The 14,431-nt window shown below is 72.1% G+C and carries 13 protein-coding genes; 8 read left to right on the top strand and 5 right to left on the bottom strand.

Features of this window, described 5'->3' with window-relative positions; all coding sequences use genetic code 11:
- Window positions 1–14: 14 nt before the first annotated feature.
- On the bottom strand, window positions 15–515 hold the full coding sequence (locus tag IEY98_RS14190) for a DUF6328 family protein (RefSeq protein ID WP_189210895.1): 501 nt from the start codon (window positions 513–515) through the stop codon (window positions 15–17).
- 130 nt (window positions 516–645) lie between these two features.
- Between IEY98_RS14190 and IEY98_RS14185 the strand changes: the two genes are divergently transcribed.
- Window positions 646–1,005, top strand: a complete 360-nt coding sequence (locus tag IEY98_RS14185) for an STAS domain-containing protein (protein WP_189210894.1) — start codon at window positions 646–648, stop codon at window positions 1,003–1,005.
- A 14-nt stretch (window positions 1,006–1,019) separates the two neighbouring features.
- Here IEY98_RS14185 and IEY98_RS14180 read toward each other — a convergent pair whose 3' ends face one another.
- The 4 genes from IEY98_RS14180 to IEY98_RS14165 form a co-directional block, all read right to left on the bottom strand.
- Window positions 1,020–1,811, bottom strand: a complete 792-nt coding sequence (locus tag IEY98_RS14180) for a SigB/SigF/SigG family RNA polymerase sigma factor (RefSeq protein WP_189210893.1) — start codon at window positions 1,809–1,811, stop codon at window positions 1,020–1,022.
- Complete coding sequence (locus IEY98_RS14175) at window positions 1,808–2,203, bottom strand: ATP-binding protein (protein WP_189210892.1); 396 nt, start codon at window positions 2,201–2,203, stop codon at window positions 1,808–1,810. The genes IEY98_RS14180 and IEY98_RS14175 overlap by 4 nt, the downstream gene beginning before the upstream one ends.
- A gap of 123 nt (window positions 2,204–2,326) precedes the next feature.
- Complete coding sequence (locus tag IEY98_RS14170) at window positions 2,327–2,959, bottom strand: NIPSNAP family protein (RefSeq protein ID WP_189210891.1); 633 nt, start codon at window positions 2,957–2,959, stop codon at window positions 2,327–2,329.
- A gap of 32 nt (window positions 2,960–2,991) precedes the next feature.
- Window positions 2,992–3,597 (bottom strand): TetR/AcrR family transcriptional regulator, encoded by a 606-nt coding sequence (locus IEY98_RS14165; protein ID WP_189210890.1) that lies wholly within the window; start codon window positions 3,595–3,597, stop codon window positions 2,992–2,994.
- A 67-nt stretch (window positions 3,598–3,664) separates the two neighbouring features.
- Here IEY98_RS14165 and IEY98_RS14160 point away from each other — a divergent pair, with 67 nt between their 5' ends.
- From IEY98_RS14160 to IEY98_RS14130, 7 genes are all read left to right on the top strand, one after another.
- Window positions 3,665–4,504, top strand: a complete 840-nt coding sequence (locus IEY98_RS14160; RefSeq protein ID WP_189210889.1) for a LacI family DNA-binding transcriptional regulator — start codon at window positions 3,665–3,667, stop codon at window positions 4,502–4,504.
- The gene (locus IEY98_RS14155) at window positions 4,501–5,508 is read left to right on the top strand and encodes a LacI family DNA-binding transcriptional regulator (RefSeq protein WP_189210888.1); all 1,008 of its coding nucleotides are present in this window, start codon (window positions 4,501–4,503) and stop codon (window positions 5,506–5,508) included. Before IEY98_RS14160 ends, IEY98_RS14155 begins: the two co-directional genes overlap by 4 nt.
- Before the next feature lie 1,264 nt (window positions 5,509–6,772).
- Window positions 6,773–8,389 carry a cellulase family glycosylhydrolase gene (locus tag IEY98_RS14150; RefSeq protein ID WP_189210887.1) on the top strand — a complete coding sequence of 539 codons (1,617 nt, stop codon included), beginning with the start codon at window positions 6,773–6,775 and terminating at the stop codon, window positions 8,387–8,389.
- Between the two features lie 79 nt (window positions 8,390–8,468).
- Window positions 8,469–9,530 (top strand): cellulose binding domain-containing protein, encoded by a 1,062-nt coding sequence (locus IEY98_RS14145; RefSeq protein WP_229786900.1) that lies wholly within the window; start codon window positions 8,469–8,471, stop codon window positions 9,528–9,530.
- Window positions 9,531–9,753: 223 nt separating this feature from the next.
- On the top strand, window positions 9,754–11,064 hold the full coding sequence (locus IEY98_RS14140) for a lytic polysaccharide monooxygenase (RefSeq protein WP_229786899.1): 1,311 nt from the start codon (window positions 9,754–9,756) through the stop codon (window positions 11,062–11,064).
- Window positions 11,065–11,125: 61 nt separating this feature from the next.
- Complete coding sequence (locus IEY98_RS14135; protein WP_189210886.1) at window positions 11,126–11,686, top strand: hypothetical protein; 561 nt, start codon at window positions 11,126–11,128, stop codon at window positions 11,684–11,686.
- 242 nt (window positions 11,687–11,928) lie between these two features.
- Window positions 11,929–14,367: a glycoside hydrolase family 9 protein gene (locus IEY98_RS14130; RefSeq protein WP_229786898.1), complete on the top strand. Its 2,439-nt coding sequence runs from the start codon at window positions 11,929–11,931 to the stop codon at window positions 14,365–14,367.
- Window positions 14,368–14,431: the final 64 nt, after the last annotated feature.

Raw genomic sequence — 14,431 nt, 5'->3', positions numbered from 1 at the left:
CACGGACCTCCCTCTCACGCCCCGTTCTCGACCGACCTGCTGTCCTTCGGGGCGGGCTTCATCTCGGCCGGGTCCTGGTGGCGCAGCGGCAGGGCGAACCACAGCGTCGCGAACCCGGTCAGGGCCACCGCCGAGGCGATGGCGGCGGGCACGGTCCCGGCGATGACGTCCACCAGCAGTAGCACCGTTCCGGACACTGCGCAGGCCAGGCAGCCCAGGCCCCACAGCGCGAAGCGGTTGGAGCTGCGCAGGATGCGGTCGCGCTTGCCGTGCCGGAACAGCATCCGGTGCCACGCGGCGGGCGCGGTGAACAGGGCGACGGCGACGACGGTGAACCCGACCGTGATCAGGTGCACGGCGTGCTGGAAGTCGCTGCCGCGCAGATAGGGCTCGGTGAAGGTGACGGCGAGCAGGAAGCCGAACAGGATCTGCACGCCTGCCTGGGCGACCCGTAGCTCCTGCAGCAGCTCGTTGACGTTCCTCCGTAACCGGGCGGCGTCCGACTCATCCGTCAACCCATGCCTCCTGACCTCGCACGACGCCAGCGACGTACCCCATTCGGGTAAAGCTCAACCGTGGCGCGCCCGCGCGGGGATGCGGTTACAGTGGGGCTCGTCCGAGCCGTATGCACCGAGGAGCCGCGCGGTGAGCACCCTGTTGACGCTGGGCCGGTCCGACCACGGCGACGCCGTGGTGGTGACCGCGGAAGGCGAGGTCGACCTGGCCACCGCCCCCCAGCTGGCGGCCGCCCTCGCCGTGGCGGGCGCGGACGCCGACCGCCTGCTGGTCGCCGACCTCAGCAAGCTCCGCTTCCTGGGCTCGGCGGGCCTGGCGGTCCTGGTGACCGCGGGGACCGACGCCGAGCAGAACGGCCGCTCGCTGGTGGTCGTGGCGGGCCCGGAATGCGTTGCCCGCCGCGCGCTCCACCTCACTGGTCTGGACCGCGTGCTGACCATCGTGGACGACGAGGGCGCCGCCCTGACGCCCGGGACCCCCAGGGCCTAGCGCCAGCGGCGGCCTCAGTCGCCGATCCGCTCGCGCAGCCGCCGCAGCGTCCGGCTCAGCAGGCGGGAGACGTGCATCTGGGAGAGCCCGACCTTCTCGGCGATCTGCGTCTGGGTCATGTTCCCGTAGAACCGCAGGATCAGGATCCGGCGCTCGCGCTCGGGAAGCTCGGCCAGCAGCGGCTGCAGGGTCTCCTGCTGGTCCACCTCGGCCAGCGCGCGGTCCTCGAAGCCGATGCGGTCGCCGACCGACGCCGAGTCCTCGTCCGGGCCCAGCACCTCGTCCAGCGACTGCGACCGGTAGCCGCCCGCGGCCTCCAGTCCCTGGTAGACGTCCTCGATCGGCTCCTTGAGGTGGGCGGCGATCTCGCTGGGCGTCGGCGCGCGGCCCAGGGTCTGGGCGAGTTCGGCGCTGGCCGTGCTGACCGCGAGGTGCAGCTCCTTCAGCCGCCGGGGCACGCGCAGCGACCAGCAGGTGTCGCGGAAGTGGCGGCGGACCTCGCCCATCACCGTGGGGATCGCGAAGGACAGGAAGTCCGTGCCGCGGGCGGGGTCGAAGCGGTCGACGGCGTTGATCAGGCCGACGGTCGCCACCTGGAGCAGGTCGTCCTGGGGCTCGCCGCGGTTGGCGAAGCGCTGGGCGATGTGCTGGGCGACCGGGAGGTGGCCGGTGACCAGCCGGGTGCGCAGGTCGGCGCGGCGCGGGTCGTCGGGCGACAGCGCGGCGAGCTCGTCGAACAGGGGGGCGAGGTCCGCGTAGTCACCTGTCTCGCGCCGGGCGTGCGTCGTCAGGTGGGGCTGGGTCACAGCACGCCGCTCTTCCTGGCCATGAGGACCTCGATGACCAACTGCGCCTGCCCGGAGTCGGTGCGCACGGTGGTGGCGATCGAGTCGACCAGCGCGGTCAGCAGCCGCCAGCCCAGGGTGTCCGGCCTGATGGGGGCGGTGTCGGTCACGGCGACCGAGACGCCGAAGGTGAGCGACCGCGGCAGCAGCGAGAACCGCCCGCACAGCCTGCCGCCGGGGACCGCGCGCCGGATCAGCATCGTGCAGATCTCGTCGGCGACCAGCTTGAGGTCGGCGATCGCGTCGATGTCGTAGTCGGCGCGCATGGCCACCGCGCCCGCCATGGTGCGTACCAGCGGGAGACTGTCCAGTGCCGCGTCGACCCGCAGTTCGACGAGTTCGCCTTGCGTCATGGCCTCAGCCGTATCCGAGTCGGCGCCTGTGGCCGCCGGTTGCGGCCACCAGCCCACGTGCGTCCAGTCAGTCACGGTGGTGAGGTACCCGCTCAGCGCGGATTCACACGTGAGGGAGACGCATCAGCGCATGCGGGAGCGTCCGAGCGGCGACAGCCGGAGGTGATCCACGCGCGCCGCGTGGCGTTCGGCCACACGGCCGGTGAACGCGTCCCAGGCGTCCGGCTCCTCCTCGGCGTGGCCGGTGAACAGGACCAGCGCGTGCTCGCCCTCGCGGACGGGCAGCCGGGGGAATCCGTTCGGGCCGGGGTCGGTCTCCAGCAGACCGAGGGGGGTGCCGGTGGGAACGCCTGCGATGGCGGCGCGCACCGCGTCGTCGGCGGGTCGGGGGAGCAGGCACACGGTGGCGGTGATCAGCGCGTGTCCCGAGGTGTCGGGCAGGTCGCCCCAGCCCGGTGCGGGGCGCAGCAGCAGCACGTCGTCGGAGTCCACCATGGCCGCGTTGGCGGCGGCGCGATTGGACTTCCACGCCTCACTGTCCAGATAGAACGCTTCGAGCGCGCGCGTGCGCCGGTCGAGGTCGGGGAACGAGCGGACCCAGACGAACCGGTCGGGGTCGTCGAGGTCGGCGAACTGCCCGTCGACCCGCATCCCGCACGCCTCGAGGGAGTCGGTGAAGACGCGCTCGAACAGGTCCGCGAGCACGGGGAACCCGCCGGGGCGCAGCGTGTACTGGCGCAACTCGACCACAGTCATGCGGCGAACTGTACGGACCGTTCGGTACAGTTTCAACGGGCGAACGCGCGGAGTCCCGCGTAGGCACCGTCCAGCGCGTCGGAGAGGGCCTGCGGGTCCTCGTAGGTGCGGGCCATGAGCAGGCCGCCCTGCAGCGCGCCGATCGTGGCCCGGGCCAGGCGCGCCGGGTCCGCGTCGGCGGCGAGTTCGCCGCGGTCCCGCAGGGCGGCCAGGCCCTCGGCGAGGGGGGTCGACCAGCGGTCGAAGGCGGCGACCAGGGCGTGGCGCACGTCCTCGTCGGTCCCGGCCAGCTCCGCGGCCAGCGCGCCGAGCGGGCACGCCGCCACGCCGGTCGGTCCGGCGAACACCCCGGGCAGGGCGGCCAGCCAGCGCTCGATGCCCGCCCAGCTGGTCAGCTCGGCCAGGTGCTCGCGCTGGCCGTCGAGCAGGCAGTCGAGCTGGTGGTCGAGCACGGCCGCGACCAGGTCGGCCTTGCCGTCGAAGTAGTGGTAGAGCTGGCTCTTGCCGCACTCGGCGCGCTCCAGCACGTCGTCGACGCCGGTCGCGCGCACGCCCTGGGCGCGGAACAGCTCGGCGGCGGCGCGGACCAGGCGCTCCCGCGTCCGCCTTCCGCGCTCGGTCCTGGGTAGGGTGGCCATCCGGCGAGTGTACTGATCGGTCCACACCGGCTACACTCCGTGCGCATCGCGTCCTAGGGAGTCCACTGTGTCGTCTGAGCCGACCGGTCCGGTCGGGCTGGTGCTGGCCCGCCCGGCGCGGCTGCTGGGCGTCGAGCCGTTCTTCATGGAGTTCATCGCGGGCATCGAGGAACGGCTCGCCGAGCGCGACCTCTCGCTGCTGCTGCACGTCGTGGCGGACCACGAGGCGGAGATCGCCGCCTACCGGCGCTGGGCCGAGCGCGACCTCGTCGCCGCCGCGATCGTCGTCAACCGGACGGTCGACGACCCGCGGCCGGACGAACTGGTGGCCATCGGGCTGCCCGCGCTGCTGGTCGGCGAGCCCGCGGCGGGGCTGCCCGCCGTGCGCACGGACGACGCGGGCCCGGTCCGCGCCGCCGCCGAGCACCTGCTCGGCCTCGGCCACCGCCGCATCGCCAGGGTGAGCGGCCCGGACACGCTGCTGCACACCCGCGCCCGCGCGGCGGCGCTCGCCGAGGCGTGCGCGGCGGCGGGGATCGAGCCGGTGACCGTCGAGGGCGACTACTCGGAGCAGTCGGGCGCCAAGGCGACAGCCGACCTGCTGCGCGCGGACGAGCCGCCCACGGCGATCCTGTACGACAACGACGTGATGGCGGTCGCCGGGCTCGGCGCCGCGAAGGAACTCGGCGTCGATGTGCCCGGCGCGCTGAGCCTGATCGCCTGGGACGACTCGACGCTGTGCAGGCTGGCCTCGCCGGGCCTGACGACGATGAGCGTGGACGTCCACCGCTTCGGCGGGACCGTCGCCGACTCCGTGCTCGACCTCCTCGCCGGTCGCCCGGTCCCCGAGCGCTGGTCGCCCGCCGCGCGGCTGGACGTGCGGGGCAGCACCGCGCGGGCCGTATGAAGCGGCCGACCATCGCCGACATCGCCAAGGCGGCGGGTGTCTCGACGGGTGCGGTGTCGTACGCGCTGAACAACCGGCCCGGGGTCTCGGAGAGCACGCGCGCCCGAATCCAGGACATCGCCGACCGGCTCGGCTGGGTGCCCAACCGCGCCGCCCGCGCGCTGTCCGACGGCCGGGCGGGCGCCATCGGCCTGGTGATCGACCGGCCGGCCAGGGCGATCGGGGTGGAGCCGTACTTCATGCAGCTGGTGTCCGGCATCCAGGACGCCCTCGCCGATGGAACCACGTCGTTGCTGCTGCAGGTGACGGACAACGCCGAGACCGAGCTGACGCTGTACCGGCGGTGGTGGGCCGAGCGGCGGGTCGACGGCGTGCTGCTGGTGGATCTGCGCGCGGACGACCCCCGGGTCGACCTGGTGACCCGGCTGGGGCTGCCCGCGGTGATCTTCGGCGAGCCGGTCGTGCCCGACGGCCCGCCCTGTGTGTGGACCGATGACGCGGTGGCGATGGTCGAGGTCCTGCGTCATCTGGCGGGGCTGGGGCACCGCCGGGTGGGGCGGATCGCCGGGCCTGCGGAGTTCGTGCACACGCGGTCGCGCTCGCGGGTGTTCCTGGCCGAGGCGGAGCGGTTGGGGTTGGCGGCGGGGATCATCAACGCGGACTACAGCGCGGAGGACGCCGGACGGGCCACCCGCCAGGCGCTGGGGGTGGGGTCGCCGCCCTCGGCCTTGGTCTTCGACAACGACGTGATGGCCGTGGCGGCCCTGGGTGTTGCGCAGGAGCTGGGGTTCGCGGTGCCGGAGGACTTGTCGATCGTGGCTTGGGACGACTCGACGTTGTGCTCGTTGGTGCGGCCCGCTTTGACGGCCGTGCGGCGACCGATCGTGGAGCGGGGGGCGGCCGCGGTGCGGTTGTTGCTGTCGGTGATCGAGGGGGTGGGTGGGGGGCATCTGCGGACGGCTGATCCGGTGTTGGTGGTTCGGGGGAGTACGGGGGCGGTTTAGGGCGGGGCTTCTGGGGTGGGGTTTGGGGCGGGGCTTCTGGGGAGGTTGGGCGGGGCTTCTGGGGGGTTTGGGCGGGGCTTCCGGGGGGCGGGGCTTCTGGAGTGGGTCTTGGGGGCTGGGCTGTCCTTGCTGGTGGGGCGGTTGTTCCTGGGCGTTGCCTGCTCTGGCTTGCCCTTGCTTCCGGCCCGGCCCTGCTTGCGCACCGTCCGGTCGCTGGTTCTGTCGGAATGGACTTGCGCCTGCCCTCCCTTGCCTGCCCTGCCCTTCCTTGCCTGCCCTGCCTTGCCTGCCCTGCCCTTCCTTGCCTGCCCTGCCTTGCCTGCCCTGCCCTTCCTTGCCTGCCCTGCCTTGCCTGCCCTGCCCTGCCTTGCCTGCCCTGCCTTGCCTGCCCTGCCCTTCCTTGCCTGCCCTGCCCTCCCCTTGCCTGCCCTGCCCTGCCTGCTTGCGCTCCGTTATGTCGCCGGTCCTGTTGGCGTGGACCCGCTCCTCCCTTCCTTGCCCTTCCTTCCTTTGCCCTTCCTTCCTTTGCCCTCCCTTGCTTGCCCTCCCTTGCTTGCCCTCCCTTGCTTGCCCTCCCTTGCTTGCCCTCCCTTGCCAGCCCTTCCTTGCCTGCGCCCCGTCATGCCGCCGTCCCTGTCGGCATGGAGCCGCACCGGCCCATCCGCTTGCCCTTCCTTGCTGCCTTCCCTTACCTGTCCTCGGTTGCCTGGTGCCCTGTCTTGCCTTCTGTCTCCTGCCTCCTCTGTCCCTTTGCCTTCCGTGGCTTGGTTGTCGGCTCGCCGTTCCGGCGTTGCTCTTGATCAAAAGCGTCCTCGCCGGACGGGCAGGTCTCCGGGATGGGGTCGGGCTTGCCTGCCATCCCGTCGACCTCCCGGAGGGTTACCACACCCAGGGTGGGGGCGCGGAGCTTTGGGTGTTCGCTTGTCAGAGCCCTGGGGGCTCTGACGTTGCAAGCTGCAGTTTCGTTGAGGGCCGCGCCCCCACCCTGGGTGTGGTAAGGCTGCGCCAGGTCGACGGGATGGCAGGCAAGCCCTGCTTTGGGGGGTGGTGGGGGTTGACGCTTAACCGGTTAATTGGTTAAGTGTGGGCGTCCTTCCTCTCGGCGGAGACACACCTTGGGGTGTGGGAGCGGCTCCGCGGTCAGGCGGGTGGCACGCCTGTGCGTCCGACGTGACTGCCGCTTCCCATGACTGTCCACTGTGTCGTTCCGGCGTGCGCTTTCTCCGAATTGTTGACGACGACGATTCAGCCGAGAGGTGTTCCCATGAGGAAACGGCTGGCCGTGGCCTTGACCACGCTCGCCGCTTTGGTCCTGACCCTGGTTGTGGTGGTGCCGTCCGCTTCGGCGGCCACCGGGCTGCATGTGCGGGAGGGACGGCTCTACGAGGCCAATGGCACCGAGTTCGTGATGCGCGGGGTCAACCACGCGCACACCTGGTATCCCGGGGAGACCAGCTCCTTCGCCAACATCAAGGCCACTGGCGCCAACACGGTCCGGGTGGTGCTGTCCGACGGCACGCGGTGGACGCGCAACGGTGGGGCCGATGTGGCCAACGTGATCTCGCTGTGCAAGACCAACAGGCTCATCTGCGTCCTGGAGGTGCACGACACCACCGGTTACGGCGAGCAGAGCGGGGCCGCGTCGCTGGCGCAGGCCACCGACTACTGGCTCAGCTCCGACATCCGGGCCGCGCTCGCCGGGCAGGAGGACTACGTCATCCTGAACATCGGCAACGAGCCCTTCGGCAACACCGGCTACCAGGACTGGACCGCGCACAGCAGCCAGGCCATCCAGCGGTTGCGGGCGGGCGGGTACGACCACGTCCTGATGGTCGACGCCCCCAACTGGGGGCAGGACTGGTCGTTCACCATGCGGGACAACGCCGACCGGGTCTACGCCGCCGACCCGACCGGCAACACCATGTTCTCCATCCACATGTACGGGGTGTTCGACACCGCCGCCGAGGTGTCGGCCTACCTCGCCGCGTTCGTCGACGCGGGGCTGCCGATCCTGGTCGGCGAGTTCGGCCACGACCACTCCGACGGCAACCCCGACGAGGACGCCATCTTCGCCACCGCCCAGCAGCTGCGCCTGGGCTACCTGGCCTGGTCGTGGAGCGGCAACGGCGGCGGCGTCGAGTACCTGGACATGGTGACCTCCTTCAACCCCGCCCAGCTCACCGCATGGGGCCAGCGCGCGGTCAACGGCGCCAACGGCATCAGGGCCACCTCCCGCGAGGCCACGGTCTACGGCGGCGGCCCTGGCGACACCACCCCGCCCACCGCGCCGGGCGCGCCGACGGCGTCGGACGTCACCGCGAGCAGCGTCCGTCTGTCGTGGACGGCCGCCACCGACAACGTCGGGGTGACCGGCTACCAGGTCGTCCGCGTCGCAGGCGGCGGTGAGACCCCGGCGGCCTCGTCGGCCACCACCTCGGCCACCGTCACCGGGCTCACCGCGTCGACCGCCTACACCTTCGCCGTCTACGCCACGGACGCCGCGGGCAACCGCTCGACGAGGTCGGCGACGGTGAACGTCACCACGACCGGTGGCGGCGGGGGCTCCTGCGCGGTCACCTACAAGGTGGCAGGCCAGTGGCAGGGCGGCTTCCATGGCGACGTCACCATCCGCAACACCGGGGCGTCCCCGGTGTCCGGGTGGTCGCTGCGCTGGTCGTTCGCCGACGGGCAGCGGATCTCCCAGATGTGGAACGCCACGCCGACGCAGTCCGGCGCGCAGGTCACCGCGGCCAACGCGGGCTGGAACGGCACGATCGCCTCCGGCGGCTCGGCGAGCTTCGGCTTCATCGGCAGCTGGACCGGGGCCAACTCCGCGCCGACCGCGTTCACCCTCAACGGCGCCGCCTGCACCGTCGGCTGATACCCCGGCCCGGTGGCGGCGGCCCACTCCGCATCCTTGCCCCGCCGCCCCGGGCCGGCCCGTCCCCAGTGGAGGAACCGTGCTCCGCAAAGCCCTGCTCCCCGCCATCCTCGCCGCCGTCACCGTCGGCCTCGCCATGATCGCCGCCCCGGGAACCGCGGCCCCCGCCGCGCCGGTGCGGGTGATGGCGCTGGGCGACTCGATCACCGGCTCGCCCGGCTGCTGGCGCGCGCTGCTCTGGGACAAGCTCCGCCAGGCCGGTCGGCAGTCCCAAGTGGACTTCGTCGGCACGCTGTCCCCGGACGGCTGCGGCTTCGCCTTCGACGGCGAGCACGAGGGCCACGGCGGCTATCTCGCCACCGACGTCGCCGCGCAGAACCAGCTCCAGGCCTGGCTCTCGGCCACCCGGCCGGACGTGGTGATGATGCACTTCGGCACCAACGACGTGTGGAGCAACCGCTCCACCGCGCAGATCCTGGCCGCTTTCGACACGCTGGTCGCCCAGATGCGCGTGAGCAACCCGGACATGCGGGTGCTGGTCGCGCAGATCATCCCGATGAACCCGCCCACCTGCGCGGAGTGCGCGCGACGGGTCGTCGACCTCAACGCGGCGCTGCCCGCGTGGGCGGCGGCCAGGTCGACCACCCGGTCACCGGTCAGGATCGTCGACCAGTGGACCGGCTTCGACACCGCCGCGGACACCTACGACGGCGTGCACCCCAATGCCGCCGGGGACCGCAAGATCGCTGACCGGTGGTACCCGGCGCTGGTCGAGGCCCTCTCCGGCCCACCACCGACGACCAGCACAACGCCTACCACCACCACGCCCACCACCACCACTCCCACCACCACGACCGACTCCCCGCCGCCCGGCTGCACGGCCACCGTGCGGGTCGCCAACCGCTGGCCCGGCGGCGCGCAGGTGGACCTCGTGGTCGAGAACCGCGGCCCGGCGGAGATCCGCGGCTGGACCGTGCGGTTCGCCCTGCCGTCGGGAAACACCGTCGCGCAGTCCTGGAACACGGCGGTCACGGTGTCCGGTGTGGACGTCACCGCGCGGAACGTCGCGTGGAACGCGTCGGTGCCGCCGGGCCGGTCCGCCTCGGCCGGGCTGATCGTCTCCGGCGACGTGTCGGGCTAAACGCCGAGCGGGGCGTGCTCAATGAACGGCTGACCGGAAGCCGGTGACGCAGCGTCGCGGCCGGGCCCGCCGAGGGCCCGGCCGCGTCGGGCTGCCCGAAAGATCTTCGCGTCCGGTGAGGAACACACCGACTCTTGACGAGATCGGGCCGCGAATGCTCCCCTAGTTCTGGGAGCGCTCTCAGTCCCGAGTGCGGCTCCCGGACCATCGAAGGAGATGACCCGTGCGAACACGACGCAACGGCGCGTTGCTCGCGGGCCTGGTCGGTGTGCTGACGGCTGGGGGAATCCTGATCCCCACCACCACGGCGCAGGCCCACGGAGGCATGACCTTCCCGGCCACCCGGACCTACGCCTGCTACGTCGACGGCCGGGCGGGCGGCGGCGGAGGCGACCTCGCGCCGCAGAACGACGCGTGCGAGGCCGCGGTGGCCATCAGCGGGAAGCAGCCCCTCTGGGACTGGTTCGGCAACCTGATCAGCCTCGCCGGAGGCAGGCACCGCGAGATCATCGCCGACGGCGACCTGTGCGGGCCGACGGCCAAGTACGACGGCTTCAACATCGCGCACTCGGCGTGGCCGACCACCACCCTGCAGGCCAACTCCCAGGTGACGTTCCGGTACAACGCCTGGGCCCCGCACCCGGGCACGTGGTCCCAGTACGTCACCCGCGACGGGTGGGACCCCTCGCAGCCGCTGAAGTGGTCGGACCTGGAACCAGCGCCGTTCAACGCGGTGACCAACCCGCCGATCAACGGCAGCGGCCCGGAGGGCGCGGAGTACACCTGGCCGGTCACCCTGCCGAACAAGTCCGGCAGGCACATCATCTACTCGATCTGGCAGCGCTCCGACAGCCCGGAGGCGTTCTACAACTGCTCCGACGTCGTGTTCACCGGCGGTTCCGGCGGCGGCGACACCGTCGCGCCGTCCGCGCCGGGAACGCCTTCCGCCAGCGCGATCACCGCCTCGTCGGCGCAGCTGAGCTGGGCGGCGTCGACGGACAACACCGGCGTCACGGGGTATGAGGTCTACCGCGAGAACGGGGCCGACGACACGCTCCTCGCCTCGACGACGACCAACTCCGCGTCGCTGACCGGGCTCACCGCGAGCACCGCGTACCGCGTGTACGTCGTGGCCAAGGACGCGGCGGGCAACCGGTCGGCGGCGTCGGCGGCGGGCGCGTTCACCACCTCGTCCGGCGACGGGCCGGGCGGCTCGACCTGCCGGGTGGCGCACACCGTCTCCACCACGTGGAACGGCGGCTTCACCGGCACGGTCCGCATCACCAACACCGGCACGGCCGCGGTGTCCGGCTGGACGCTGACGTGGGACTACCCGGGCGGCCAGCAGGTCACCCAGGCGTGGAACGCCACGGTGAGCCAGTCCGGGACCCAGGTGACCGCGCGCAACGCGTCGTGGAACGGGTCGATCGCGCCGAGCGCGACCGTCGAGTTCGGATTCAACGGCTCCGCGCAGCAGGGTGCGCAGGCGCCGGGCGGGTTCGCGCTCAACGGCACGGCGTGCGCCGTTTCCTGATGGATGGCGGGGTGGGTCCGCCCGGGCCCACCCCGCCCCCGCCCGCGCGAGGAGTCGCCGGATGTTCCGCTTGATCGCGGGTGTGGCCGTGCTGGCCGCGCTCACCGCGTGCAGCGACGCGGGCCACCACGATGACCCCATGCTGATCCCGGCCGGGTCGAGCGGGGCGGCCGCGCTCGGCCAGCCCGTCACCGAGCTGGACACCCTGGTGGACTGGGTGCAGAACGCCACCGACGAGTGCGACGACGCCGAGCCCGCGACGGAGCAGGACCTGCGGGACTACCTCGGCCCCACGCGTTTCCCCTGGTATGCCTCGTATGTCGGCGCTTGGGCCACGTGCAAGGTCGCGCCCTACGAGAAGATCGGACTGGTCGTGTTCGCCCCGGGCGCGCAGGCCGCGTTCCAGGAGTCCTGGGCGGCGGCGCTGCGCGCTGGCGAGGACCGGAGCAACCCGGACTGGGCCTTCGGCAACGGCTTCGCGGTGACCGCGGGCCCGCTGGGCGTCGAGCGCCTCGGCCTGCGGTACCTGATGTGCGAGCCGGGGGACATCCCGGCCGAGGGCGCCGTGCCGTCCGATGTGGAGGGCTGCGTGTTCGCCGCCCTCGGCCACCGCCACGAGTGAGACCGGCCGTCACCGGCCCCTGAGACCGGAACCGCCCGCCGAGAGACTGGGAGCGCTCTTACACGGCGGGCGGTTCCGCCTTTCCGACGTTCGGCCGCATCGGCCGCCCCTCGTTAGGCCATTCGTGCGCGGCCGGTTTTGCCTGTTCCCAACCGGCGTGCTGCGGGCTACTCTCTGCTGAGAGCGCTCCCAAAGTCGCTCCGGCGATGCCAGCACGGTGATGCTTCGAGGAGGAAGCGGCTGTGACTAGTCGTCCACGCGTGGTCCGCGCGCTGTTATGCGCCGTGATCGCCGCCGCGGTGGTGGTCCCGGTGGCCCGCTCGGCCGCCGCCGCCCCGGCGTTCAACTACGCCGAGGCCCTGCAGAAGTCCCTCTGGTTCTACGACGCCCAGCGCTCCGGCGCCCTGCCCGAGGACAACCGGGTGTCCTGGCGCGGGGACTCGGCGCTGACCGACGGCGCGGACGTCGGCGTCGACCTGACCGGCGGCTTCTACGACGCGGGCGACCACGTCAAGTTCGGCCTGCCGTTCGCCGCGACGATGACCATGCTGGCCTGGGGCGCGCTGGAGGAGCCTGCGGCCTACGCCCGCTCGGGACAGCTCGACCACCTCAAGGCCAACCTGCGCTGGGGCACCGACTGGATCATCAAGGCGCACCCCGAGCCGAACGTGGTGTACGGGCAGGTCGGCAAGGGCGACGACGACCACCGCTGGTGGGGGCCCGCCGAGGTCATGCCGATGGCGCGCCCGGCGTACAAGGTGGACGCGAGCTGCCCGGGGTCGGACCTGGCCGGGGAGTACGCAGCGGCGATGGCCGCCGCGTCGCTGGTCTTCCGCGACAGCGACCCGGCCTACTCGGCCACGCTGCTCACCCACGCCCGGCAGCTGTACTCCTTCGCCGACACCTACCGCGGCCGCTACAGCGACTGCATCACCGACGCGCAGAGCTTCTACCGCTCGTGGAGCGGCTACCAGGACGAGCTGGTGTGGGGCGCGATCTGGCTGCACAAGGCCACCGGCGACGCGGGATACCTGGCCAAGGCCGAGACCGAGTACGACCGCCTCGCCACCGAGCCGCAGAGCACCGAGCGCTCCTACCGCTGGACCATCGCCTGGGACGACAAGTCCTACGGCGCCTACGTCCTGCTCGCCGAGCTGACCGGCGGGGACCGCTACTTCACCGACGCCAACCGCTGGCTGGACTACTGGACCGTCGGCCACAACGGAAACCGCGTCCGGTACTCCCCGGGCGGGCAGGCGGTGCTCGACACCTGGGGATCCCTGCGGTACGCCGCCAACACCGCCTTCGTGGCGATGGTGCACGCGGAGAACGTCACCGACCCGGTGCGCAAGGCCCGCTATCACGACTTCGGCGTCCGGCAGGTCAACTACATCCTCGGCGACAATCCGCGCTCGTCCAGCTATGTCGTCGGGTTCGGCCAGAACCCGCCGCGCAACCCGCACCACCGCACCGCGCACGGCGCGTGGCTGGACAGCAGCAAGACGCCCGAGATCAGCAGGCACGTGCTCTACGGGGCGCTGGTCGGCGGGCCGTCCACGAACAACGACGCCTACGTCGACAACCGGGACGACTACGTGGCCAACGAGGTCGCGCTGGACTACAACGCCGGTTTCACCAGCGCGTTGGTGAAGCTGTACGACGAGTTCGGCGGCGCCCCGCTGGCGGACTTCCCGCCCGTTGAGACCCCGGACATGGACGAGATCTACGTCCAGGCGGGCGTGAGCCAGTCGTCGGCGACGTTCACCGAGGTAAAGATGTTCGCCTACAACCGCTCGGCGTTCCCGGCCAGGGCGGTGACCGACGGCGTGGTCCGCTACTACTTCACCCTCGATGGCGCCACCCAGCCGGGCCAGATCACCGCCACCGCGAACTACAACCAGTGCGGCGCGCCGTCCGCGCCGAAGCGGCACGCGGGCGCGGTGTACTACGTCGAGGTGCGGTGCGCGGGCGACATCGCGCCTGCCGGGCAGAGCGCGTGGCGGCGGGAGATCCAGCTCCGGCTGACCAGCGCGGGCACGTGGGACCCGGCCAACGACTGGTCCTACCAGGGCCTGACCGCCGCGCAGGCCACCACCGACAACATCATCATCGCCGACGCGTCGGGCGTGCTGTGGGGCGAGACGCCGGACGGCGGCACGCCCGATCCCGACCCGGACCCGGACCCGACGCCTGACCCCGACCCGGACCCCACACCCGATCCCGACCCGACCGGTCCGGTGGTCGTCCAGCACCGCACGGCGAACTCCTCGCCGACGGAGAACCAGATCCGCGGCGCGGTGCGCGTCCGCAACACCGGGGACGCGCCCCTCGACCTGGCGGCCACGACCCTGCGGTACTGGTTCACCGGCGACGGCGCGCAGTCGTTCCAGGTGTGGTGCGACTACGCGGCCGTCGGCTGTGCCAACGTCCGGATGAGCGTGGTGCGCCTGCCCTCCGCGCGCACAGGCGCCGACCACTACGTCCAGATCGCCTTCACCGCCGGGACCGTCCCACCCGGACAGGACTCCGGCGAGATCCAGCTGCGGGTGGCCAAAGCGGACTGGTCACCGCTCGACCAGACCGACGACCACAGCTATTCCGGCGCCACCGCCGCCTACCGGGACGCTCCCCGGGTGACGGCGCACACCGGCTCCACCCTGTCCTGGGGCACCGAACCTTAGGCGGGACAACGCACCAGCCCCGGCCCGGGGCGGCTGTGCCCCGGGCCGGCCCCCCGCGCACGCG

The sequence above is a fragment of the Actinokineospora fastidiosa genome (genome assembly GCF_014648415.1).
Taxonomy (GTDB): domain Bacteria; phylum Actinomycetota; class Actinomycetes; order Mycobacteriales; family Pseudonocardiaceae; genus Actinokineospora; species Actinokineospora fastidiosa.
The sequence above is the reverse complement of the archived record's forward strand: the minus strand, read 5'-3'. Positions and strand labels throughout refer to the sequence as shown.